The sequence below is a fragment of the Streptomyces sp. NPDC001668 genome (assembly GCF_042893155.1).
Lineage (GTDB): Bacteria > Actinomycetota > Actinomycetes > Streptomycetales > Streptomycetaceae > Streptomyces.
Genome location: NZ_JBIAUQ010000005.1, coordinates 627,356 through 651,255, shown reverse-complemented (window position 1 = coordinate 651,255; position 23,900 = coordinate 627,356). Strand labels below are relative to the sequence as shown.

Below are 23,900 nucleotides of genomic sequence, written 5' to 3'. Positions count from 1 at the left end.
ACGTCCCCGAGACCCCCCACCTCGTCTCTCTCGACCCCCCACCCCATCCACAGGAGGTACAGGTGGCCAGCCCCCCTCCCGTCCTGATCGTCGGCGCAGGCCCGGTCGGGATGGTCGTCGCCGCCGAGCTGTTGCAGCGGGACGTGCCGGTCCGGATCATCGACGCGGACCGGAGCCATTCCAACCACTCGCGCGCCACCAGCATCTGGCCGCGCATCCTCGAACTCCTCGACCGCATCGACGTCACCGACGAACTGATGTGCCTGGGGCACCGCATCGACCAGGTCCGCTACTACTCGGCGGGACGTCACCTCGGAGCCGCCCGGCTCGACCGGATCCGCGACACGGCGTACCCCTTCGGCATCGCCCTGCCACAGAGCATCACCGAAGACGTCCTCGAACGCCGGGTCACCGACCTGGGTGGCAAGGTCGAACGGGGAGTCCGGCTCACCGGACTGACACAGGACGGCGACCGGGTCCACGCCCTGGCCGAGACCGCGGACGGCGGCGGAGCCGAGATCGAGGCGTCCTGGCTGGTCGGTGCGGACGGCGCGCACAGCACGGCACGACGGTTGCTGGACGTGGGCTTCACGGGGCCCGAACTGAGCCTGGACTTCGCCATCGGCGACGCCCGGATCGACGGCGGGCTGCCCGAGCACATGGCCGGGTACTGCTGGAGCCCGGCGGGCGCGATGGCCCTGGCCGCCCTGGGCGACCAGGTGTTCCGGATCGCGGTCCGGGTGGCTGAGCAGCAGAGGCAGAGCGACTACTCCGCACGGTACTTCGAGGAGGTGCTGCGCGCCCGTGGCCCGCGCGGTCGTTTCCGGGTCGACGGGGTGCGCTTCAGCACCACCTTCAACGCCACCATCCGTACCGCCCAGCGGTACCGCGTGGGACGGGCCTTCCTCGTCGGGGACGCGGCCCATGTGATGAGCCCGGCCGGGGGCCAGGGTATGAACACCGGCATCCAGGACGCGGTCAACCTGGCCTGGAAGCTGGCCGGCGCGGTCGACGGCAGCCTGCCGGAGGCCCTGCTGGACAGCTACCACGACGAGCGCAGCCGCTCGGTGCAGGTGGTCGCCGCAGGTACCGCCCGCCAGGCCGCGCTGGGCGGGCTGACCCGGCGGCGTGACGTCATCCGCCGCGATCTGGGCGTTCGCCTGGGAGCCTGGAGCCGCCGACTGGCCCACGAGGTGGCCCCGACCCTCGGCCAGCTCTCCGTGAGCTACGCGCAGCCGGACCGCCGCACCGGCGGGAAGGCCGCCCCGGAGCCACGGCGGAACGCGGTCCGGCTGGGTCCGGGCGACCGGCTTCCCGCGGTCATCGGACGGCAGCGGGTCGGCTGGCCGGCGCTGCCCGCAGACCGGTTCACCGTGCTGCTCTGGCAGCCCGGGCAGATGGCCGCGGAACACCGGGCCGCGATCGAGGCGGCCCGCCCCGCGGGAACGGAACTGCTCGCCGTGGACTCCTCGTCGGCTCCGGCCCTGACCGCCGCGCTCGGCTCCCGGGCCGTAGTGCTGCTGGTCCGGCCGGACGGCCATCTCGCGGCCCTGCTCGAGCCGACCCGCGCGGCCCTGGAACTTCCCGCGGCCCACGCGCGCGCCACCCACGGCCCGCCGGCCCCGGCACCTTCCCCCCACCGGACAGACCAGCAGGAAAGGCAAGGCGAATGACGCCGGAACAGGTACACAGCCGCAGGTGGCTGATTCTCGTGGTGATGGGGCTGTGCGTCGTCATCGGGACGATGGACAACACCATCCTGACGGTCGCGCTGGCCCAGATCCAGCGACAACTGGGAGCGACCAACTCGCAGTTGCAGTGGGCCATGGACGCCTACACCGTCGTCTTCGGCGCGCTGCTGTTCACCGCGGGCCTGCTCGGTGACCGTTATGGCCGCAAGCGGATCCTCATGATCGGCATGACGATCTTCGGCGTCAGCTCGCTGCTCGCGGCCTTCGCGTCCAGCCCCGCCGAACTCATCCTCGGGCGCGCGGTCATGGGCATCGGCGTCGCGGTGGTGCCCGGTGGCACCCTGGCCATCATCCTGAACGTCTTCCCCGCCGAGGAGCGAGCCAAGGCGATCGGCCGCTGGTCCGTGGCCGGAGGCCTCGCCCTCGCCCTCGGTCCCCTGCTTGCGGGAGGGCTGCTGCACTGGTTCTGGTGGGGTTCGGTCCTGCTGATCAACGTGCCGATCTGCCTGGTGGTCGTACCGCTGATCGCGTTCCTCGTCCCCGAGAACCGCAGCCCCGACCGCAAGGCCCTGGACTGGGTCGGACTGACGCTGTCCACGCTCGGCATGGGACTGCTGATCTACGGCATCATCCAGGGCGGTGAGACCGGCGACTGGGGCAGCCCGCAGGTGCTCGGGTCCGTGCTGGGCGGTGTGGCGGTACTGGTGGCTCTGCTGTTCGCCGAGAAGCGCGTGGCCAATCCGGGCCTGGACCCGGCGCTGCTGCGCAACTCCCTCTTCCTGACCGGGTCGATCGCCCTGGCGGTAGCCATGCTGGCGGTGATGGGCGGGAGTTATCTGCTCACCTTCTACAACCAGCAGGTACGCGGCTTCTCCGCGTTCCAGGCCGGCCTTCTGATGGTCCCCGTCGCGATCGGCACGATGACCGCCGCCAACAGCAGCGCCAAGCTCGCGGCGCGCCTGGGCCCGGCGCGGGTCATCGCCTCGGGACTCGCGCTCATCACCCTGTCCCTGCTCTACTTCTCGACCCTTGACGAGTCCTCGCCGCTGGTGCCGTTCGTCCTGGCGCAGGCGGTGTTCGGTTTCGGAATGGGCCTGGTGATGGCCGCGGCCCCGGCCATGTGCATGTCGGTGGTGCCGCCGGAGAAGGCGGGCGCCGGATCGGCGGTGCCGAACATGATGCGGCAGGTCGGCGGGGCCGTGGGCGTGGCTCTCCTCGGTGCGGTTCTGGCAGCCGGCTACCGCTCCCACATCTCCTCCTCGCTGGACGGACTCTCCGCCCCGCTGCGCGATCAGGCGGTCACCTCCATCGGAGCCACCACGGAGGCGCTGCACGAGGCGCGGGCCGCGGGCGGCGGCGACGCGGCGGCGGCCCGCCGGCTGACCGACCCCGGTACGGCCTCGGGGCTGAGCCGCACCGTCACCGGCGCCTTCGTCTCGGCTCAGCGCACGGCCATGTGGACGGCGGCCGGCATCGGCGCGCTGGGCACGGTCGCCGCGCTGGTGTGGCTGCCGGGGCCGGTACGGCGGCCGGCGACGGAAGCGCCGAAGCCGAAGAAGAACGTGTCGCAGAGCGCCTGACCTCGTTTCATCCCTCCGGGTCGCCTGGGGCCCGGAGGGACGTCAAGGGCCGAGCGATACGTGCAGGGCACGCCCCCCACCTCCCCCCATTCCGTCCCCGTCACCACCCCCATCCCCCCTTGTGCCACGGCCACCAGAACGCCGGAGGTCCCCCCATGCCCCGACCGTCCCTCACCGCGACCCCGGACCGAGTCCTGAGCTGCCCGCAGCCGCGCCCCGGCGCCCCCGTGCGGCTCGTCTGCTTCCCGCACTCCGGTGGGGGTCCGGCGACCTTCCGTGACTGGCACCGCGGTGCCGGTGCCGGGGCCGAGGTCCGGACCGTGGTCCTTCCCGGCCGGGCGGCCCGCTCGGACGAGCCCTTCGCCGACGACTGGCGTTCCGTGGTCGCCGAGACCACCGACGCCGTCCGCCGGTTGACCGAGGCCTCCGACCATCCCGCCGACATCGTTCTGTTCGGTCAGAGCCTGGGCGCCCTGCTCGCCTTCGAGACGGCCCGCGAGCTGGAGCGCGCGGGCATCGCGCCCCGGCGCCTCGTGGTCAGCGCCCGATCGGCACCCGACATCCCCACCTCGCTGGACGTCCCGAGTGACGACGCCGCTCTGCTGGAGCTCGTCGACCGCCGCTACGGCGGCATCCCCACGGCACTGCGTGCGGTGCCCGAACTGCTCGCCCACCAGCTCCCGCCGCTCCGCGCCGACCTGCGCCTGGCAGGTTCCTACCGTTTCGCCCCCGGCGCCCCGCTCACCACCCCCGTCATCGCCTTCGCCGGTACCGAGGACAGCACCGTGCCGCCCGGCGAGCTGCTGCGCTGGGCGCGGCACACCACCGGCGCTTTCACCCCGCACCTGGTGTCCGGCGGGCACCTCTGCTCCGTGGAGCACCCGGCCCTGCTGCTGCGCGCAGCGCTGGGCCACCGCGCCCGCTGAATCCCGCGGCTTCCCACCACGGCCCGGCACCGACCGATCCAGCAAAGGAACCCGATGGAGATCTGTGTCCACACCGAACCGACGCAGCGGGGTGCTTCCTACCGCACCCTGCTCCAGGCGGCCACCGCCGCGGCCGAGTTCGGCTTCGACGGCTTCTTCCGCTCCGACCACTACCTCCAGTTCGGCACGCCGGTACGTCCCGCGGGCGCGTCCGACGCCTGGCTCTCACTCGCCGCGCTGGCCCGCGACACGGCCCGCATCCGGCTGGGCACCCTGGTGACCCCGGTGACCCTGCGCTCGCCCGTGCACCTGGCCGTCGAGGTGGCCCAGGTGGACCAGATGTCCGACGGCCGGGCGGAACTCGGAGTCGGCGCCGGCTGGTACGCCGCCGAGTACGAGGCCACGGCCGTACCCTTCCCGCCCGATCGCACCGCTCGTCTCGCCGAGGCGCTGGACATCGTGACCGGCGTGTGGCGGACCCGCCCGGGCGAGACCTTCGACTTCGCCGGCGACCGCTACCGGGTGACGGGCGCCCAGGCCCCGGTGACGCCGGTCCAGCAGCCCGGACCGCCGGTGATCGTGGGCGGAACCGGTGGCCCCCGCTCCCTCGGCCTGGCGGTGCGTCACGCTCGGGAGTACAACGTGCCGTTCGTGCCACCGCAGGAGACGGCGCGCATCGCGGGCCTGCTGCGGCGGAAGGCGGAGGAGGCCGGGCGGGCCGAGGCCCCGAGGGTCTCGGTGCTGCAGACGGTGTGCTGCGGCAAGGACGAGTCCCAGGCCGCCGCCCGAGCCGCGGAGCTGGGTGAGCAGCTTCGTCCGGAGAGCTTCGCGGGCACGCCCGACCGGATTGTCGATCTGATCGGGCGGTACGCCGAGGCCGGGGTCGCCCGCGTCTATCTGCGGGTGCTGGACATGGAGGACCCGGACCACCTGGAACTGCTGGCCTCCGAGGTGCTGCCACAACTGTCCGACCGGCGGCGCCCGTCCGCCTGACGCCACGTCAACCACCTGCCTGTGGGGGAGAGATGTCCAAGTCTTCGATCGGGAACCGCCCTGCCGACGCAAGCTCCGGCAGACAGGGCGATGTCGCCGTGATCGGCCTCGCCTGCCGTTTTCCGGGGGCGGACGACCCGGAGGCGTTCTGGGAGCTGCTGCGCGCAGGCGGTTCCGGTATCGGCCCGGAGCCGCCCGGCCGGGAGGCGACCGCGGGGCCCTCGGGTGTCGGCGGCTACCTGTCCGCCGTGGACGGGTTCGACGCGGAGTTCTTCGGTCTGGCGCCGCGCGAGGCCGCCTCCATGGACCCGCAGCAACGGCTGATGCTCGAACTGGCCTGGGAAGCACTGGAACAGGCCGGGGCGGTCCCGGGCGCACTGCGCGGCGACGCCGTAGGTGTGTTCGTGGGAGCGATCGCCGACGACTACGCGACGCTGGCCCGCCGCGGCACGGCCGCCCAGCCGCACACCTTCACCGGGCAGGAACGCGGCGTCATCGCCAACCGGATCTCCTACACACTGGGGCTGACCGGCCCCAGCATGGTGGTCGACACCGCCCAGTCCTCCGCGCTGGTGGCCGTCCACCTGGCCTGCGAGAGCGTCCGGCGCCGGGAGTCGTCCCTCGCGCTGGCGGGCGGGGTCAACCTGATCCTGGCCCCCGAAGGCGCCGCCGCACTCACCGAGTTCGGCGCCCTGTCGCCGGACGGGCGCTGCTTCACCTTCGACGAGCGCGCCAACGGCTATGTCCGCGGCGAGGGCGGTGGCCTGGTACTGCTCAAGCGTCTCGACGAGGCCCTCGCCGACGGAGACCGCGTCCTGTGCGTCATCCGGGGCGGGGCGGTCAACAGCGACGGTGCCACGGCCACTTTGCCGACACCCGGTGCCGACGGCCAGGAACGGGTGCTGCGAGCCGCCTGCCGCCAGGCCGCGACCGAGCCGGCCGAGATCCAGTACGTCGAACTGCACGGCAGCGCCACCAGGGCGGGCGACCAGGTGGAGGCCGCGGCGCTCGGCGCGGTTTTCGCCGACTCGACGCCGGAGCGGCTGCCGCTCGCGGTGGGCTCGGTGAAGACCAACATCGGCCATCTGGAGGGTGCCGCCGGTATCGCCGGTCTCATCAAGACGGTGCTCTGTCTGACCCATCGCACACTGGTGCCGAGCCTCCATCACGACACGCCCCACCCCGCTCTGGAGCTGGACCGGCTCGGTCTGCGAGTGCAGCGGGAGACCGCGCCCTGGCCGGGCGGTGAGCAGGGACTGGTGGCAGGCGTCAGCTCCTTCGGCATCGGCGGCACCAACTGCCACCTGGTGCTGTCCGACCTGACCGGCGTGCGGGGCGGCCACCGCCCGGACGAGCGGGCCGACAGCTCTGCGGAATCGTTTGTGCAGCTCGGCCCCGGCGACCCCCTGCCCTTCCTCGTGTCCGCCCGCAGCGAGGCCGCCCTGCGGCAACAGGCGGCACGACTGGGCGACTGGCTGAACCGGCGGCCCGACATCCCGCCGACGGCTGTCGGGCGCACGTTGGCTCACCGGCGCACCTCCTTCGAGCACCGGGCCGTGGCGCTTGCCTCCGACCCGGCCGGGCTCACCACGGAACTCGGCCTCATCGCCGCCGCCCGGCCGTCCGCCGTCGCCGCCGCCGACCGTGCGGACACCCCCGCCGCTCCCGTCTTCGTCTTCCCCGGCCAGGGCTCGCAGTGGTCCGGCATGGCGGTACGACTGCTGGACAGCTCACCGGTCTTCGCCCGGAGCTTCGGCGAATGCGCGGCGGCGCTGCGGGAGTTCGTCGACTGGGACCCGCACGACGTGGTGCGTGACGTCCCGGGCGCCCCGCCGCTGGACCGGGTCGACATCGTCCAGCCGGTCCTCTGGTCGGTCATGGTGTCCCTCGCCGAACTGTGGCGCGCCGCGGGGGTCGAACCCGCCGCGGTCGTCGGACACTCCCAGGGCGAGGTGGCCGCGGCGACCGTGGCCGGCGCCCTGTCCCTGGCGGACGCGGCCCGGATTGTCGTACGGCGCAGCGCCGCCCTGCTGCGCATCACCGGCCAGGGGGCCATGGGTTCTGTGCTGCTGCCTTCTGAGCAGGTACGTCAGGACCTCGCCCCCTGGCACGGCGCGCTCGGCGTGCTTGCCGTCAACGGCCCCGGCCAGACCATCGTCGGCGGCGACCCAGAGGCACTCGCCCGACTCACCGAGCAGTACGCCGAAGCCGGCGTCGATCTGCGGGCGATCCGGGCGGACGTCGTGTCCCACTGCGCGCAGGTCGAGGTGTTCCGCGACGAGTTGCTCGCCGCACTCGCCCCCGTGCGGCCCCGGAAGCCGACCGTGCCGTTCTGGTCCACGGTCACGGGCGGTCTCCTGGACCCCGCCGTCCTCGACGCCGACTACTGGTACCGCAATCTGCGCCAGGAGGTCCGCTTCGGGGAGACGGTACGGCAGTTGCTGCATGCCGGACACAGCATGTTCGTCGAGGTCAGCCCCCATCCGGTGCTCGCCACGGGACTGACGCAGAACGCGGACGCCCTGAACGTCTCCGCCGTCGTCCTCGGCAGCCTGCGCAGGGACCGCGACGACGTCCACAGCTTCCTCACCTCCCTCGGTGAGGCATGGACCCACGGTGTGCCGGTGCGCTGGGACCGGGTCATCCAGGCCGGCTCGGACGACTGGGCCGATGTGCCGACGTACGCCTTCCACCGCCGTGGCCACTGGCTCGACGAAGTGCCCGCCGCCCCCGAGCACACCCCGCGGAGTCCGGCCGCCGCACCCGAAGCGGAACAGGTGGGGGAGACCGGCCCGGTTGCCCGACTGGCCGGACAACCGCGGGCGGCCGCCGCACGGACCGTGCTCGCCCTGATGCGCGACCAGGTCGCCGCGGTCATGGGACACGAGGACGGCCGGGCGGTCCGGCCCCGGAGCACCTTCAAGGACCTGGGCTTCGACTCGAGCATGATCGTCGCCTTGCGGAACCGGCTGGCCTCCGCCACCGGACTCGCCGTCCCCGTGGACAGCCTCTACGGCCACCCGACCCCGTCCGCACTGGCCGACCACCTCCTCGAACGGCTGCGCCCCGCCGACACGGAGGAGCACACCGGTCTGCGCGAACGCATAGACGAACTCGCGGAGCTGGTCGCCGACGCCGGACCGGAACCGCCCGACGGCCCCGCCCTCGCCCAGCGGCTCGACGAACTCGCCGCGCGGCTGCGGGGCCCCGCCCGACCCACCGACGACCACGGCGAGCCGGATCTCGCCGCCTCCGTGGCCACCGCCTCCGTCGACGAGCTGCTGGCCCTCATAGACAACTCGCTGCAGTGACAACAGGGGATATGACCGTGACGAACGATCAGAGACTTGTCGAATACCTGAAGAAGCTCACCGTCGAGCTGCACGAGTCCCGCAACCGCGTCCGCGAGCTGGAACAGGCAGGAACCGATCCCGTCGTGGTGGTGGGGATGGGGTGCCGGTTGCCGGGTGGGGTGGTGTCGCCGGAGGGGCTGTGGGAGTTGGTGTCGGCCGGTGGGGACGCGATCGAGGGGTTTCCGTCGGATCGGGGGTGGGATCTGGAGGGGTTGTTCGATCCGGATCCCGAGCGCAGTGGGACGAGTTATGTGCGCGAGGGCGGGTTCTTGCGGGGGGCGGGTGATTTCGACGCGCGTTTTTTCGGGATCTCGCCGCGTGAGGCGTTGGCGATGGATCCGCAGCAGCGGTTGCTGCTGGAGGTGTCGTGGGAGGCGTTGGAGCGGGCGGGGATCGCTCCGGACTCGTTGCGGGGCAGCGACACGGGTGTGTTCACCGGCCTCATGTACCACGACTACCTCGCCACCGGCGGCACCGGCCGACCGCCCGAGGACGCGGAGGGCTACTACCTCACCGGTACCACGGGAAGTGTGGCGTCGGGGCGGATCTCGTATCTGCTGGGGATGCAGGGGCCGGCGCTGACGGTCGACACGGCCTGTTCGTCGTCGTTGGTGGCGATGCACCTGGCGGTGCAGTCGCTGCGCCGCGGTGAGTGCTCCCTGGCCCTGGCCGGCGGAGTCACCGTCATGTCGGGACCCGAGATGTTCGTGGAGTTCTCGCGGCAGCGGGGGTTGGCGCCGGATGGGCGGTGCAAGCCGTTCGCGGCGGGTGCGGACGGGACGGCGTGGTCGGAGGGGGTGGGGGTGCTGGTTCTGGAGCGGTTGTCGGATGCGCGGCGGGCGGGGCATTCGGTGCTGGCGGTGGTGGCCGGTACGGCTGTCAATCAGGACGGTGCCAGTAATGGGCTGACGGCTCCGCATGGTCCTTCGCAGGAGCGGGTGATCCGGTCGGCGTTGGCGGATGCGGGCTGGGACGCGGGTTCGGTGGATGTGGTGGAGGCGCACGGGACGGGGACGCGGTTGGGGGATCCGATCGAGGCGCAGGCGTTGTTGCGTACCTACGGTCAGGGCCGTGGCGTGGAGCGGCCGTTGTGGCTGGGGTCGTTGAAGTCGAACATCGGGCATGCGCAGGCGGCTGCCGGGGTCGCGGGTGTGATCAAGACGGTGATGGCGATGCGGCACGGTGTGCTGGCGCCGACGGTGCATGTGGATGCGCCGACGCCGCATGTGGACTGGTCGCAGGGTCAGGTGCGGTTGCTGACCGAGGCGCGTGAGTGGCCCGCCACCACGGACCGCCCCCGCCGCGCCGGCGTTTCTTCGTTCGGCGTCAGTGGGACGAATGCCCACGTCCTGCTCGAAGAACCACCCCGGACCGAAACCGTCAAGGAGCGGCCGGTCGTGTTCCAGGACGGCCGGGCAGCCGTCGCCTGGCCGCTCGCCACCCGCAGTCGCGAGGCCCTCCCCGAGACCGCGCGACGCCTGGCCGCGCACGTACGGGCAAACCCCGCGACCCCCGTCGCCGACACCGGACTCTCCCTGGCGACCACCCGGTCCGCGCTGGAGCACCGTGCCGTCGTGACCGGCCGCGATCGCGACCGACTGCTGCGCGGCCTGGACGCGCTGGCCGCGGGCGACCTGTCGGCGGCGGCCACCGGAACCGCCGCCGAGGGCCCCGCCAGGGTCGTGTTCGTCTTTCCCGGGCAGGGCTCGCACTGGATCGGCATGGCGGCCGAACTCATGGAGACCTGCCCGGAGTTCGCCAAGTCCGTCACCGAGTGCGCCGACGCCCTCGAACCGTTCACCGACTGGTCGCTGACCGATGTCCTGCGCGGCTACCCGTCCGCGCCGCCGCTGGAGCGCGTCGACGTGGTGCAGCCGGCCGTCTGGGCGGTCATGGTCTCGCTCGCCGCGCTGTGGCGCTCGCGAGGCGTCGAACCCTCGGCCGTGGTCGGGCACTCCCAGGGTGAGATCGCCGCGGCCGTCGTCGCCGGCGGACTGTCGCTGAGCGACGGAGCCCGTCTGGTCGCGCTGCGCAGCCGGGCCATCCGGGCGCTCTCCGGACACGGCGGCATGGCCTCCCTCGCGGTGTCCGTGGCGAGGACGCAGGAGCTCATCGCACCCTGGGCCGACCGGATCTCCACCGCCGCGGTCAACGGCCCCTCCGCCACCGTGGTCGCCGGCGATCCGCAAGCCCTGCGGGAACTGGTCGAGGCCTGCGAGGCCCGCGAGGTGCGGGCGCGGATCATCCCGGTCGACTACGCCTCCCACTCCGTGCACGTGGAAGCCGTCCGGGAGGAGATCCTCGCCGAACTCGCCGACCTGGCCCCACGCCCCGCGCAGATCCCCTTCCGGTCCACCGTCACCGCCGAAGACCTGGACACCAGCACCCTGGACGCCGAGTACTGGTATTCCAACCTGCGCCGGACCGTCCGCTTCGAGGAGGCGGTGCGCGGCCTGGCCGACGAGGGCTGCACGGTGTTCGTCGAGATGAGCCCGCACCCCGTACTCAGCCTGGGCATCCAGGAGGTACTCGGCGACCGCGGCATCGCTCTCGGCACCCTGGAGCGGGGACAGGGCGGACTGGACCGCTTCCTCGCGGCCGCCGCCCAGGTGTGGGCGGCCGGCGGCGAGGTCGACTGGGCCGCGCTCCTGGCCCACCACGGCCCGAGCCGCACCGACCTGCCCACCACCGTCTTCCGGCACGAGAGGTACTGGCTGCGCCGCGGACCGGTCGGCACGAACGCCCGCGGCCTCGGGCTCGACGAGGTCACCCACCCGCTGGTCGGCGCACGGCTCGACCTGGAGAACGGCGACACCCTTCACACCGGACGGGTGAGCGCGGACACCCTCCCGTGGCTCGCCGACCACGCCGTGCACGGCACGGTCCTGCTGCCGGGAACCGCCTTCGTCGAGATCGCCCTCACGATCGGGGACCTGCTCGACACACCCGACCTGCGCGACCTCACCCTGGAGGCACCCCTCGCCGTCCCCGAGAAGGGAGCCGTCCAGATTCGCGCCACCGCGGAGGCGCCCGGTCCGGACGGCCACCGGACCCTGGTGATCCGGGGCCGTGCCGAGGGCGCGGACCCGGACGCCCCCTGGCAGCGGCACGCCACCGCGGTCCTGACCCCCCGTGGCCCGGCGCCCCGACCCGCGTCCGCCGCCCTCACCACCGGTTCCTGGCCGCCCTCCGGCACCGCACCGCTGCCTCCGGTCGACTACGAGGCACTGGCAGTGCGCGGATACGACTACGGCCCCGCCTTCCAGGGCCTGTCCCGGGCCTGGCGGCACGGCCGGGACGTACTCGCCGAGGTGGCCCTGCCGACCGGGACCGCCACAGACGGCTACCGGCTCCATCCCGCCCTGCTCGACGCCGCACTGCACGCCGCCCTCGGTTCGGGACTGGTCCCCGACGAGGGAACCCTGCTGCCCTTCGCCTGGAGCGACGTCGTCTGCCGGCGGACGGGCAGCGGCGCGCTGCGGGTACGACTGTCCCAGGTCACGGACGGCAGCCTCCGCCTGGAGGCGGTGGACCATGAGGGCACCCTCGTGCTCTCCGCCGCAACGGTGGCCTTCCGCAGCGCACGTGTCCCCGCGCCGGGCGAGGGTGCTCTCTACCGCCTGGACTGGCGTGCCGCCGAACCGATGGCCGCCGGCCTGCCCGAAGCCGCGGAGATCGTCGTTCTCGGCCCTTCCCCGCTCGCCGGACTGCGGCACCAGCCGGACCTCGACGCCGCCCTCGCCGAGAAACCGCGGATCGTGGTCGCCGTCTGCCCCCACAAGGCACCGGACGCCCCAGCCGAGTCGGGGCACCGGAACGCCCGCTGGGCCCTCGACCTGGTGCAGACATGGCTTGCCGACGAACGCACCGCGGGCATCCGACTGGTGGTGCTCACCCGGGCGGCACTGGCCGTCGCCGCCGACGAGCAGCCGGATCTCGGCGCGTCGACGGTCTGGGGACTGTTCCGCTCCGCGCAGACCGAGTTCCCCGGCCGCTTCGCCCTGGTGGACCGGGACGACGTCGAGCTGTCCGCCGCCGAACTGGCCGGCGTCCTGCGCTCGGACGAGCCGCAACTCGCCCTGCGCGGGGGCACCGCCCTGGTACCACGGCTGACGCGGGTCGACCCCTCACCGGCCCCGGGGATCAGCGGGCCACCGGCCGCGACCGATGTCGCCAAGGCCCTGGCGGCGGGCACCGTACTGGTCACCGGTGGCCTCGGTGCTCTCGGCCGACTGCTCTCACGGCACCTGGTGACCGAGCAAGGTGTCCGCCATCTGCTCCTGCTGAGCCGGCGCGGTGCCGAGGACCCGACCGCCGCCCATGCGATCGCCGAACTCGCCGAACTGGGCGCCACCGCCGAGGTCACCGCCTGCGACGCGGCCGACCGGACGCGCCTGGCCGCGGTCCTGGCCGCGATCCCGGCGGACCGGCCGCTGACGGGCGTGGTGCACGCCGCCGGAGTCCTCGATGACGCCACCCTCACCGAGCTGAGCAGCGCACAACTGCGCCGGGTGCTCACCCCGAAGCTCGACGCGGCCGTGCACCTCGACGAACTGACACGGGATCAGCCGCTGCGCGCTTTCGTGCTGTTCTCCTCGATCGCCGGAGTCATCGGTAACGCCGGGCAGGCCAACTACGCTGCCGCGAACACGTTCCTCGACGCCCTCGCCGCCCGCAGACGCGCGCAGGGCCTGCCGGCCACAGCTCTCGCCTGGGGCCTGTGGGAGGAGCGCGGCGCCATGACCGGCCACCTCAGCGACGCCCTGCTGGCCCGCCTCGACCGTGCCGGGATCGCCCCCCTGAGCAGCGCGGAGGGACTCGCCCTGTTCGACGCGGCGCTCGCCGCCACGTCCGAAGGGGAGCACTCCGAGGCCCTGCTGGTCGCCGCCCGTCTCAACCTCGGCGCGCTGCGCGGACACGCCGGCGCGGGCACGCTGAACCCGCTGCTGCGCGGCCTGGTCCGCACCCCGGGGCGCGCCCCGGCGAGCCCCGCCTCCGGCGCCGGGTTCGCGGACCGGATACGCCAGCTCCCGGAGGAGGAACGGCACTCGGCGGTCCTCGACCTGGTCCGCGCACAGGTGGCCCAGGTGCTCGGATTCACCTCCGCCGACGGCGTGGCGCACGGACAGCCCTTCAAGCAGATCGGCTTCGACTCACTGACCGCTCTGCAACTGCGCAACCGGCTCAACGCGGCGACCGGACTGGCCCTACCGGCCACGCTGGTCTTCGACCACCCGACGCCCGAACTGGTCGCCGACCGTGTTCTCGCCGACCTGGTCACGCCCTCCGCCTCCGAACCGTCACCGGTCACCTCGGCGCGAGAGCTCCCCGAGGACGACGATCCCGTCGTGGTGGTGGGGATGGGGTGCCGGTTGCCGGGTGGGGTGGTGTCGCCGGAGGGGCTGTGGGAGTTGGTGTCGGCCGGTGGGGACGCGATCGAGGGGTTTCCGTCGGATCGGGGGTGGGATCTGGAGGGGTTGTTCGATCCGGATCCCGAGCGCAGTGGGACGAGTTATGTGCGCGAGGGCGGGTTCTTGCGGGGGGCGGGTGATTTCGACGCGCGTTTTTTCGGGATCTCGCCGCGTGAGGCGTTGGCGATGGATCCGCAGCAGCGGTTGCTGCTGGAGGTGTCGTGGGAGGCGTTGGAGCGGGCGGGGATCGCTCCGGACTCGTTGCGGGGCAGCGACACGGGTGTGTTCACCGGCCTCATGTACCACGACTACGGCTCCTCGGGACGCATCCCGGCCGAGGTCGAAGGACACTTCCTGACCGGTACCACGGGAAGTGTGGCGTCGGGCCGGATTTCGTATCTGCTGGGGATGCAGGGGCCCGCGCTGACGGTCGACACGGCCTGTTCGTCGTCGTTGGTGGCGATGCACCTGGCGGTGCAGTCGCTGCGCCGCGGCGAATGCTCCCTGGCCCTGGCCGGTGCCGCGGCCGTGATGGCCTCGCCCAACACCTTCGTGGAGTTCTCGCGGCAGCGGGGGTTGGCGCCGGATGGGCGGTGCAAGCCGTTCGCGGCGGGTGCGGACGGGACGGCGTGGTCGGAGGGGGTGGGGGTGCTGGTTCTGGAGCGGTTGTCGGATGCGCGGCGGGCGGGGCATTCGGTGCTGGCGGTGGTGGCCGGTACGGCTGTCAATCAGGACGGTGCCAGTAATGGGCTGACGGCTCCGCATGGTCCTTCGCAGGAGCGGGTGATCCGGTCGGCGTTGGCGGATGCGGGCTGGGACGCGGGTTCGGTGGATGTGGTGGAGGCGCACGGGACGGGGACGCGGTTGGGGGATCCGATCGAGGCGCAGGCGTTGTTGCGTACTTACGGTCAGGGCCGTGGCGTGGAGCGGCCGTTGTGGCTGGGGTCGTTGAAGTCGAACATCGGGCATGCGCAGGCGGCTGCCGGGGTCGCGGGTGTGATCAAGACGGTGATGGCGATGCGGCACGGTGTGCTGGCGCCGACGGTGCATGTGGATGCGCCGACGCCGCATGTGGACTGGTCGCAGGGTCAGGTGCGGTTGCTGACCGAGGCGCGTGAGTGGCCCGCCACCACGGACCGCCCCCGCCGCGCCGGCGTCTCCTCCTTCGGGATCAGCGGCACCAACGCCCACGTCCTGCTCGAAGAACCACCCCAGGCACCTCGGACCGACGAGGAGGTGCCCTCAGCGCGGCTGCTCACCCTGTCCGCCAAGACGCCCACCGCCCTCGGCGCCCTGCTCGCGGGCAGCCTGAGCGCACTGGACGGGCTCGACGACGCGGCGCTCGCCCGCTTCTGCCGCACCGCCAACTCCGGCCGCGCGGCGCTCTCGCACCGGGCCGCGCTGGTCGCGTCGGGCACCGAGGAGATGCGGGACCGGCTGGCCGAACTCGTGGCCGGCGAGGGCGACAGCCAGGGCGCCCGGACCGGGCAGGTCCGGCCCGGTGGGGCCCCTGGTGTGGCTTTTCTCTTCACGGGCCAGGGCGCCCAGTACCCCGGTATGGCACGCGGCCTCTACGAGGAACAGCCGGTGTTCCGGGACGCGCTGGACCGGTGCGACACCGTGCTGCGTCCGCTGCTGGGCCGGCCGCTCACCGAGATCCTGGAGTACACCGATCCCGGTGCCGCGTACGCCGGCGCGCTGCACGAGACCCGGCTGACCCAACCCGCCCTGTTCGCAGTGGAGTTCGGTCTGGCCGAGCTCTGGCGGTCCTGGGGCGTGGAACCGGCCGCAGTCCTCGGCCACAGCATCGGCGAACTCGTCGCCGCATGCGTGGCAGGCGTCCTCAGCCTGGAGGACGGCCTGCGACTGGCCGTCGAACGCGGCCGACTGATGCAGGAGTTGTGCCCCGCCGGGGCCATGGCCGCGGTACAGGCCCCGCTCGCGGTCGTCCAGGACGCTCTGACCCGGTACGTGGACCGGTTGTCCGTCGCGGCCGTGAACGGACCCGAGAGCATCACGGTCTCCGGTTCCGAGGACGCTCTCGTCGAACTGACGGAGGAGCTCACGGAACGCGGCATCCGCTGCCGGCGACTCCAGGTGACACGGGGTTTCCACTCCGTGCTGATGGACCCGATGCTCGACGCCTTCGAGCGTGAGGCCGCGCGACTGACCTTCCGGACGCCGGCCGTCCCGCTGGTCTCGAACGTCACCGGCCGCCCCTTCACAGGCGACGAGACCCTCTCGGCCGCCTACTTGCGGGCGCACGTGCGCGAACCCGTGGCCTTCCATCAGGGCATGACCACCCTCCTGGAAGCGGGCCACCGGCTGTTCCTCGAGGTGGGACCGATGGCCACGCTCACCGGCATGGCCCGCCGGTTCGCCACCGCACCGGACAGCGCACGACCGGTGCGCTTCCACCCCTCGTTGCAGCAGGGACGGGACGACATGAAGGCCCTGCTGGACAGCGCGGGTGCCCTGTGGACCCAGGGCGTGCCCGTCGACCTCGGCAAGGTGTCCGGGCCGAGGAGGGCCGCCGACTGGGCGCCGGTGCCGACCTACCCCTTCGAGCACCGGAGGTACTGGCTCCTGCCCGCCGCACCGGCCGTCACCGTCCCGCCGCCGGTGACTGCGGAACCCGAACCGGCCGAGGTGGCGGCACCCGGTCCGGTCCTGCGCGCGGAGATAGACGCGGCATCCGCCGGCGACCGGCCCGCCCTGGTGGCGGACCGGGTGGCCCGGATCGCGGCCCGCTGCCTGGGCCTCGATCCCGCTGGTCTCGAGCGGGAGGTGCCACTGCAGAACCTCGGCCTGGATTCCATGCTCGCCCTCGAGGTGCGCACCCGGATCACCGAGACCCTCGGCGTCGAGGTGCCCCTGGCCGCCCTCCTGGACGGTGGCTCGGTGGACATGCTCGCCGCCGCGGTGCTGGAGGACTGGGACACCTCCGTCGCCGAAGCCCGTGGACTCGACCTGGAGGGATCCCCGGCATGACCGCCTACGGCATCATCGGCACCGGCTCCTACCTGCCCCCGGTGGTGGTCTCCAACGAGGAGGTCGCCGCCCGGGCCGGGGTCACCGCCGAATGGATCGAGCGCAAGACCCGAATCACCGAGCGGCGACACGCCCTGCCGCACGAGGCCGCCTCCGACCTCGCCGCGGCGGCGGCCGGTGCCGCCCTCCGCGACGCCGATGTGGACCCTACGCAGATCGGCTGCGTCGTCGTCGCGACCTCGACACCGGACCACCCCCAGCCCGCGACCGCCAACCTGGTCCAGCACCGGCTCGGCGCACACGGCGCGGCCGCCTTCGACCTCAACGCGGTGTGCAGCGGCTTCGTCTACGCCGCCGAGGTCGCCCGGAGCCTGCTGCTCGCGGGCCGCGGATCGCCGTACGCCCTGGTCGTCGGCGTGGACGTGTACTCCAGGATCCTCGACCACGCGGACCGCCGTACGGCGATCCTGTTCGGGGACGGAGCAGGTGCCGTGGTCCTCGGGCCGGTGCCCGCGGAGGCCGGTCTGGAGCCCGCGCTGCTGCGCAGCCTCGGCGCCGGCCACGATCTCATCCGGGTGACCGCGGGCGGCAGTCGGCTGCCCGCCTCGCAGCGCACCGTCGCCGAGGGCGAGCACCACTTCCGGATGGACGGGCGGGGTGTCCGGGCCTTCGTGCACGAGCAACTGCCCCGGCTGGTCGCGGATGTCCTGAGCGACGCCGGACTCGGACCGGACCAGGTCGACCATTTCATCCCCCATCAGGCCAACGGCGCCATGCTGGCGGACGTCGCGCCCGCCCTGGGCCTGTCCGAGCAGGCCACCCGGCTCACGGTCGGCCGCTACGGCAACACCGGTGCGGCATCCGTCCCGATCACCCTGGACGCCGTCAACCAGGAGGGCCGGCTGCATCCGGGCGACCGCGTCCTGCTGGCCGCCTTCGGTGGCGGCATGAACCTCGCGGCGAGTCTGTGCACCTGGAGCCGCGCACCCCGTCCCGTCACACCCCTCACCCGCTCTGTGGCCCTGGCAGGGCACTGACCCAACGGAGACCGACGATGCGTCACCCACTGCGTGAACTGGCCGTTTCGGAGGCGACGGAGGCCGAGGTCGCCGGGCTCCCGCTGCCGGACACCTTCCGGGCCGCCGTACTGCTCAAGGAAGAGGTCGGCATGTTCGACGGTATGGCACCCGCCGACCGCGACCCGGCCAAGGCCCTGCACATCCGCGAGGTGCCCACCCCCGAGCTCGACCACGGTGAGGTGCTGGTCGCCGTGATGGCCAGCGCGATCAACTACAACACCGTGTGGAGCGCGCTGGGATACCCGGTGCCGACCTTCGCCTTCCTGGAGCGCTACGCCCGCCGCGGCGGTTCGGCGGCCCGTCACGACCAGCCGTTCCACGTGATCGGCTCCGACCTGTCCGGGGTGGTCCTGCGCACCGCTCCCGGCGAGCGGCGCTGGAAGCCGGGCGACCGGGTGGTGGCCCACTGCCTCAGCGTCGAGCTGGAGAGCGCCGACGGGCACAACGACACCATGCTCGACCCGGAGCAGCGGATCTGGGGGTACGAGACCAACTACGGCGGCCTGGCCGAGATCGCGCTGGTCAAGGCCAACCAGCTCATGCCGAAACCACGGCACCTGACCTGGGAGGAGGCCGCCTCTCCGGGCCTGGTCAACTCGACCGCGTACCGGCAGCTCGTCTCCCGCAACGGCGCCGGGATGAAGCAGGGCGACAACGTGCTCATCTGGGGCGCCTCCGGCGGTCTGGGCTCGTACGCGACGCAGTACGCGCTGGCCGGCGGCGCCACCCCGGTGTGCGTGGTGTCCTCACCCGAGCGGGCGCGGATCTGCGAGGCCATGGGCGCCGAGGCGATCATCGACCGCTCCGCGGAGGACTACCGGTTCTGGAAGGACGAGCACCACCAGGACCCACGCGAGTGGAAGCGGTTCGGGGCCAGGATCCGGGAGCTGACCGGAGGCGAGGACGTGGACATCGTCTTCGAGCATCCCGGCCGCGAGACGTTCGGCGCGAGCGTGTACGTGACCCGCAAGGGCGGCACGGTGGTGACCTGTGCGTCCACCTCCGGATACCTCCACCAGTACGACAACCGCTATCTGTGGATGTCGCTCAAGCGGATCGTCGGCTCGCACTTCGCCAACTACCGCGAGGCATGGGAGGCCAACCGCCTGATCGCGAAGGGGAGGATCCACCCCACCCTGTCCCGGACCTACCCCCTGGACCGCACCGGGCAGGCGGTGCTGGACGTGCACCACAACCGGCACCAGGGCAAGGTCGGAGTGCTGTGCCTGTCCCCCGAGGAGGGGCTGGGCGTCACCGACCCCGAGCTGCGTGCCCGGCATCTGCCGGCGATCGACCTGTTCCGGGAGCACGGCGCGCGGCCCGCCGGGCCCGGTGGGGGAGAGTGACCCGCGGTGACCGACCGTCCCTGGCTGATGCGGACCTACGCGGGGCACTCGTCCGCGGCCGCGTCCAACGCCCTCTTCCGGAAGAACCTGGCCAAGGGCCAGACCGGTCTGTCGGTGGCCTTCGACCTGCCCACACAGACGGGCTACGACCCGGACCACCCGCTCGCCCGCGGCGAGGTCGGCCGCGTCGGAGTGCCGATCGGCCACCTCGGCGACCTGCGCACCCTGTTCGACGGCATCCCGCTGGAGCGCACCAACACCTCGATGACCGTCAACGCCACGGCGATGTGGCTCCTGGCCCTGTACCAGGTGGTCGCCGAGGAACAGGGCGCAGACCTTGCCGGGCTCACCGGCACCACTCAGAACGACATCATCAAGGAGTACCTGTCACGCGGGACGTACGTCTTCCCGCCCGGCCCCTCGCTTCGGCTGACCACGGATCTGATCGCCTACACCGTGGCGCACCTGCCCAGGTGGAACCCCGTCAACATCTGCAGCTACCACCTCCAGGAGGCGGGAGCCACGCCGGTGCAGGAACTGGCGTACGCGATGTGCACCGCCATCGCCGTGCTCGACGCGGTGCGCGACAGCGGTCAGGTGCCGCCCGACCGGATGGGTGACGTGGTCGGACGGGTCTCCTTCTTCGTCAACGCCGGAGTGCGCTTCGTCGAGGAGATGTGCAAGCTGCGTGCCTTCGCCCGGCTGTGGGACACCCTCACGCTGGAGCGCTACGGCGTCGCCGACCCCGCACATCGACGGTTCCGCTACGGCGTGCAGGTCAACTCGCTGGGGCTGACCGAGGCGCAGCCGGAGAACAACGTCCAGCGGATCGTGCTGGAGATGCTGGCCGTCACCCTGTCCCGGGACGCCAGGGCACGTGCCGTCCAACTCCCTTGCTGGAACGAGGCGTTGGGCCTGCCGCGGCCCTGGGACCAGCAGTGGTCGCTGCGCATCCAGCAGGTCCTGGCCTTCGAGTCGGATCTGCTGGAGTACGAGGACCTGTTCACCGGCAGCGTGGTAGTGGAGTCGAAGGTCCGCGAGCTCGTCGAGGGCGCGCGGGCCGAGATCGCCAAGGTGCAGGACATGGGCGGGGCCGTCCCGGCGGTCGAGTGCGGCTATCTGAAGTCCGCCCTGGTCGCCTCGCACAGCGAGCGCCGGGCCCGGATCGAGTCCGGCCAGGACAAGGTCGTCGGCGTCAACTGCTTCCGGGCGACCGAGCCGTCCCCGCTCACCGCCGACCTGGACACCTCGGTGCTGAGGGTGGACCCGGCCGTCGAACAGGCCGTCCGCGACTCCCACGCCGCCTGGGTCGCCGGGCGGGACCCGGGCGCCGTGGCCGACGCGCTGGCAGGGCTGCGGCGACAGGCAGCCGGTGACGCCAACCTCATGCCCGCCACCCTCGCCTGCGTCCGCGCCGGGGTCACCACGGGGGAGTGGGCCGAGACCCTGCGGGACACCTTCGGCGAATACCGCCCGCCCACCGGTGTGGCCTCCGCCCCGACCGGGTCCGCCACCGACGACACAGAACTGCGGGCGGTACGTGCCCTCGTGGCCGTCACCGCCACCGACCTCGGCATCGGACGACTGCGCATCCTGATCGGCAAACCCGGTCTCGACGGCCACTCCAACGGGGCCGAACAGATCGCCGTCCGGGCCCGCGACGCCGGTTTCGAGGTCGTCTACCCGGGCATCCGGCTCACCGCCGAACAGATCGCCGCCACGGCGGTCGCCGAGGACGTCCACGTGGTCGGCCTGTCCATCCTCTCCGGAGCCCACGGCGAACTCGTCCCCGACGTCCTGGCCCGGCTGCGCCACGCCGGCATGACCGACGTCCCCGTCGTCGTCGGCGGGATCATCCCCTCGGCCGACGCGCAGCGTCTCCTGCTCCAGGGCGTCGCCGCCGTCTTCACCCCCAAGGACTTCGGCCTCACCGCGATCATCGGCCGGGTCGTCGAGGAGATCCGCGACGCCCACGGTCTCACCCGGCTCCGGACGGACCTCGGCCCCCGAGCCGCCACGGTCGCGCCGAGCCCCGCACCCCCCACCCCGCCGGTGCCCCCGGCGGCCCGTCACCATCCGCCGAATCCTAGGAAGGTCCCCGCGCCATGACCACACCACCCGCACGTGTCCTGGGCATCATCGGCCACGGCACCGTCGGCGCCGAACTCGCAGCCCAGGCGGTCCGCGTAGGCGTACCCCTGCGTCTCCTCGTCCCCGACCCGGCCACCGCCACGCGGCTGACCCGCGACTACCAGGGGGCGGACCTCGCGGCCGACGCCGTCAGGGTCTCGTCCGACGTCTCCGTGCTCACCGACGCGGACATCGTGATCGAGGCGGTCCCGGAGCGGCTGGACGACAAGGTCGCCGCACTGCGTGAGGCCGACCGGGTCTGCCGGCCCGACACGGTCTTCGCCACCACCACGACCTCCCTCTCGGTGCGCCGCATAGCGGAGGCCAGTGGCCGGGCCGACCGGGTGGCGGGATTCCACCCGGTGCCCTTCCCGGGCCCCGGCCGACTGGTGGAACTCGTTCCCAGCGCTCTGACCGGACCGACCGTCCTGTGCGAACTGGAGCGCCTGGCGTGGCTGTTGGGCCGCACCGCGGTACGCACGGGCGACCGGCCGGGACGGATCTCGGCCCAGCTCCTGTTCGGCTTCCTCAACGGTGCGGCCGCGATGTACGGCCAGGGCCACGCCTCCGCGGACGTGATCGACACGGCGATGCGGCTGGGCTGCGGCATGAAGAGCGGCCCGCTGGAGACGATCGACCGGATCGGCGTGGACACCCTCCGTGCCGCACTGGAGGAACTCGCCTCCGCCACGGGCAACCCCTGGCTGCGGCCCGCACCCGTGCTGGAGCGGTTGGCCGCGGAGGGACGACTGGGCAGGAAGTCCGGCCAGGGCTTCCACACCTACCGGTCCGCCGCGGCGGACGCACCCGGCACCGCGCCGCGGCCCGACGAGCCGGTCGCCGCGCACCGGATCGCCGTCATCGGATCAGGCACCATGGCGGTCGGCATCGCCGAGGTCTGCGCCCGCAGCGGATTCCGGACCACCCTGATCGCCCGCTCCGCCGACAAGGCCGAACGCGCCCGCTCCACGGCGGCCGCGTCCCTGATGCGCGCCTCCGTCCGGGGCCGGATCCCCGCGGGAGTGGGCCGGGCCGCCATCGCGCTGCTGGACACCGCGGTCGGGCTCGCCGCCGCGGCCGAGGCCGACGTGGTCATCGAGGCCGTCGCCGAGGATCTCGACGTCAAGCGCGAGGTGTTCCGCGAGCTCGGCCGGGTCTGCCGGCCCGGCGCCCTGCTGGCCACGTCCACCTCCAGCCTCTCCGTCGCGGAACTGGCGGCGGCCTCGGGACGCCCCGCCGATGTGGTCGGCGTCCACTTCTTCAACCCCGCTCCGGTGATGCGTCTCGTGGAGATCGTCACCACACCCGAGGCCGGAGCCGCGGCCCTGGACACCGCGCAGACGCTGGTGACCGCCCTGGGCAAGGAGGGGGTGTGCTGTGCGGACCGGCCAGGGTTCGTGGTCAACGCCCTCCTGTTCCCCTATCTCAACCAGGCGGTGGAGATGCTGAGTTCGCACTACGCCGACATCGACACCATCGACACCGTGCTGCGCGACGGCTGCGGCTTTCCGATGGGCCCCTTCCAACTGCTCGACGTCGTCGGACTGGACGTCTCCGTGCAGATCCAGCAGGTGCTGCACCAGGCCGCGCCGGATGCCTGCGCCGAGCCGGCGGCGCTGCTGACCCACCTGGTCAGGACCGGACTCACCGGACGCAAGACCGGCGCCGGTTTCCGGCTGCACGACTCCGCCGCGCCCAAGAGCGAGGTGAAGGCGCATGCCCATGCCTGATCCGGGAGAACCGGGCCCCCGTTACCAAGGGCTGGTCCTCGACTTCGGTGGCGTGCTGACCACGTCGATGCGCACCAACGCCGACCTGTTCGAGCAGGCCGAGGGCGTCCCGCGGGGTGCCTACCGACGCGCGCTCCGCCACCCCGACGGTGTGCGGGTCTACCGGGACCTGGAGGAGGGACGGGCCACCCAGCGGGAGTGGAACGACGTCATCGGAGGGCTGCTGGGCCTGCCTCCGGACGACCTGATGCGCCGGGTGCTCCACCGGTTGCGGCCGGAACCTGCCGTGCTGGCGGCGGTACGGCGGGCCCGTGCGCGCGGTGTGCGGACCGCGATGCTGTCCAACTCCTTCGGTCTGGAGCCCTACAACGTCTACCGGGACCTCGATGTGCTCGGCCTCTTCGACGTCGTGGTGCTGTCGGAGCTGGAGGGGCTGCGCAAACCCGCGTCCGAGATCTACCGACGTACCTGTCGGCGGCTCGGCCTCGCAGCCGAGCACCTGCTCTTCGTGGACGACCACGAGGTGAACCTGGCTCCTGCCGAGAAGCTGGGGATGGCGACGCTGCTGCACACGGACGCGGATGCCACCGCCGGTCACCTCGACGCGCTGTTCGGCCCGCGAAAGGAGCTGATCTCGCGGATCAGGTAGCGGTGCGGGCCCTGACCCCCG

The 23,900-nt window shown here is 72.6% G+C and carries 11 protein-coding genes; all 11 read left to right on the top strand.

The features are described 5' to 3' along the window. Positions 1-62: 62 nt before the first annotated feature. The 11 genes from ACFYZ8_RS19525 to ACFYZ8_RS19475 all read left to right on the top strand — a co-directional run bounded on the left by ACFYZ8_RS19525 (position 63) and on the right by ACFYZ8_RS19475 (position 23,879). Positions 63-1,673, top strand: a complete 1,611-nt coding sequence (locus ACFYZ8_RS19525) for an FAD-dependent monooxygenase (protein ID WP_388529603.1) — start codon at positions 63-65, stop codon at positions 1,671-1,673. Further along, positions 1,670-3,271: an MFS transporter gene (locus ACFYZ8_RS19520; protein WP_359040083.1), complete on the top strand. Its 1,602-nt coding sequence runs from the start codon at positions 1,670-1,672 to the stop codon at positions 3,269-3,271. The genes ACFYZ8_RS19525 and ACFYZ8_RS19520 overlap by 4 nt, the downstream gene beginning before the upstream one ends. Positions 3,272-3,426: 155 nt before the next feature. After that, positions 3,427-4,197 carry a thioesterase II family protein gene (locus ACFYZ8_RS19515; protein ID WP_388529606.1) on the top strand — a complete coding sequence of 257 codons (771 nt, stop codon included), beginning with the start codon at positions 3,427-3,429 and terminating at the stop codon, positions 4,195-4,197. Between the two features lie 54 nt (positions 4,198-4,251). After that, complete coding sequence (locus tag ACFYZ8_RS19510) at positions 4,252-5,190, top strand: LLM class flavin-dependent oxidoreductase (protein ID WP_359040087.1); 939 nt, start codon at positions 4,252-4,254, stop codon at positions 5,188-5,190. 32 nt (positions 5,191-5,222) lie between these two features. Continuing rightward, positions 5,223-8,501 (top strand): type I polyketide synthase, encoded by a 3,279-nt coding sequence (locus tag ACFYZ8_RS19505; protein WP_388529609.1) that lies wholly within the window; start codon positions 5,223-5,225, stop codon positions 8,499-8,501. A gap of 17 nt (positions 8,502-8,518) precedes the next feature. Continuing rightward, positions 8,519-16,945, top strand: coding sequence for a type I polyketide synthase (locus ACFYZ8_RS19500; protein WP_388529612.1), 8,427 nt, complete (start codon positions 8,519-8,521; stop codon positions 16,943-16,945). Beyond that, positions 16,942-17,982 (top strand): ketoacyl-ACP synthase III, encoded by a 1,041-nt coding sequence (locus ACFYZ8_RS19495; RefSeq protein ID WP_359032215.1) that lies wholly within the window; start codon positions 16,942-16,944, stop codon positions 17,980-17,982. Before ACFYZ8_RS19500 ends, ACFYZ8_RS19495 begins: the two co-directional genes overlap by 4 nt. Positions 17,983-17,999: 17 nt before the next feature. After that, positions 18,000-19,370: a crotonyl-CoA carboxylase/reductase gene (gene ccrA / locus ACFYZ8_RS19490; RefSeq protein WP_359032214.1), complete on the top strand. Its 1,371-nt coding sequence runs from the start codon at positions 18,000-18,002 to the stop codon at positions 19,368-19,370. Positions 19,371-19,397: 27 nt separating this feature from the next. Beyond that, positions 19,398-21,479, top strand: coding sequence for a protein meaA (locus ACFYZ8_RS19485; RefSeq protein ID WP_388532045.1), 2,082 nt, complete (start codon positions 19,398-19,400; stop codon positions 21,477-21,479). After that, positions 21,476-23,230 carry a 3-hydroxyacyl-CoA dehydrogenase family protein gene (locus ACFYZ8_RS19480; RefSeq protein WP_388529617.1) on the top strand — a complete coding sequence of 585 codons (1,755 nt, stop codon included), beginning with the start codon at positions 21,476-21,478 and terminating at the stop codon, positions 23,228-23,230. The genes ACFYZ8_RS19485 and ACFYZ8_RS19480 overlap by 4 nt, the downstream gene beginning before the upstream one ends. Beyond that, a complete protein-coding gene (locus ACFYZ8_RS19475) occupies positions 23,217-23,879 on the top strand; it encodes an HAD-IA family hydrolase (protein ID WP_359032211.1) in 663 nt (220 codons plus the stop codon). The genes ACFYZ8_RS19480 and ACFYZ8_RS19475 overlap by 14 nt, the downstream gene beginning before the upstream one ends. Positions 23,880-23,900: the final 21 nt, after the last annotated feature.

Excerpts from the sequence above, each read along its gene's own strand:
- ACFYZ8_RS19505 (WP_388529609.1), top strand. The coding sequence starts at position 5,223 with ATGTCCAAGTCTTCGATCGGGAACCGCCCTGCCGACGCAAGCTCCGGC.
- ACFYZ8_RS19495 (WP_359032215.1), top strand. The coding sequence starts at position 16,942 with ATGACCGCCTACGGCATCATCGGCACCGGCTCCTACCTGCCCCCGGTG.
- ACFYZ8_RS19520 (WP_359040083.1), top strand. The coding sequence starts at position 1,670 with ATGACGCCGGAACAGGTACACAGCCGCAGGTGGCTGATTCTCGTGGTG.
- ACFYZ8_RS19475 (WP_359032211.1), top strand. The coding sequence starts at position 23,217 with ATGCCCATGCCTGATCCGGGAGAACCGGGCCCCCGTTACCAAGGGCTG.
- ACFYZ8_RS19485 (WP_388532045.1), top strand. The coding sequence starts at position 19,398 with ATGCGGACCTACGCGGGGCACTCGTCCGCGGCCGCGTCCAACGCCCTC.
- ccrA (WP_359032214.1), top strand. The coding sequence starts at position 18,000 with ATGCGTCACCCACTGCGTGAACTGGCCGTTTCGGAGGCGACGGAGGCC.
- ACFYZ8_RS19510 (WP_359040087.1), top strand. The coding sequence starts at position 4,252 with ATGGAGATCTGTGTCCACACCGAACCGACGCAGCGGGGTGCTTCCTAC.
- ACFYZ8_RS19515 (WP_388529606.1), top strand. The coding sequence starts at position 3,427 with ATGCCCCGACCGTCCCTCACCGCGACCCCGGACCGAGTCCTGAGCTGC.
- ACFYZ8_RS19480 (WP_388529617.1), top strand. The coding sequence starts at position 21,476 with ATGACCACACCACCCGCACGTGTCCTGGGCATCATCGGCCACGGCACC.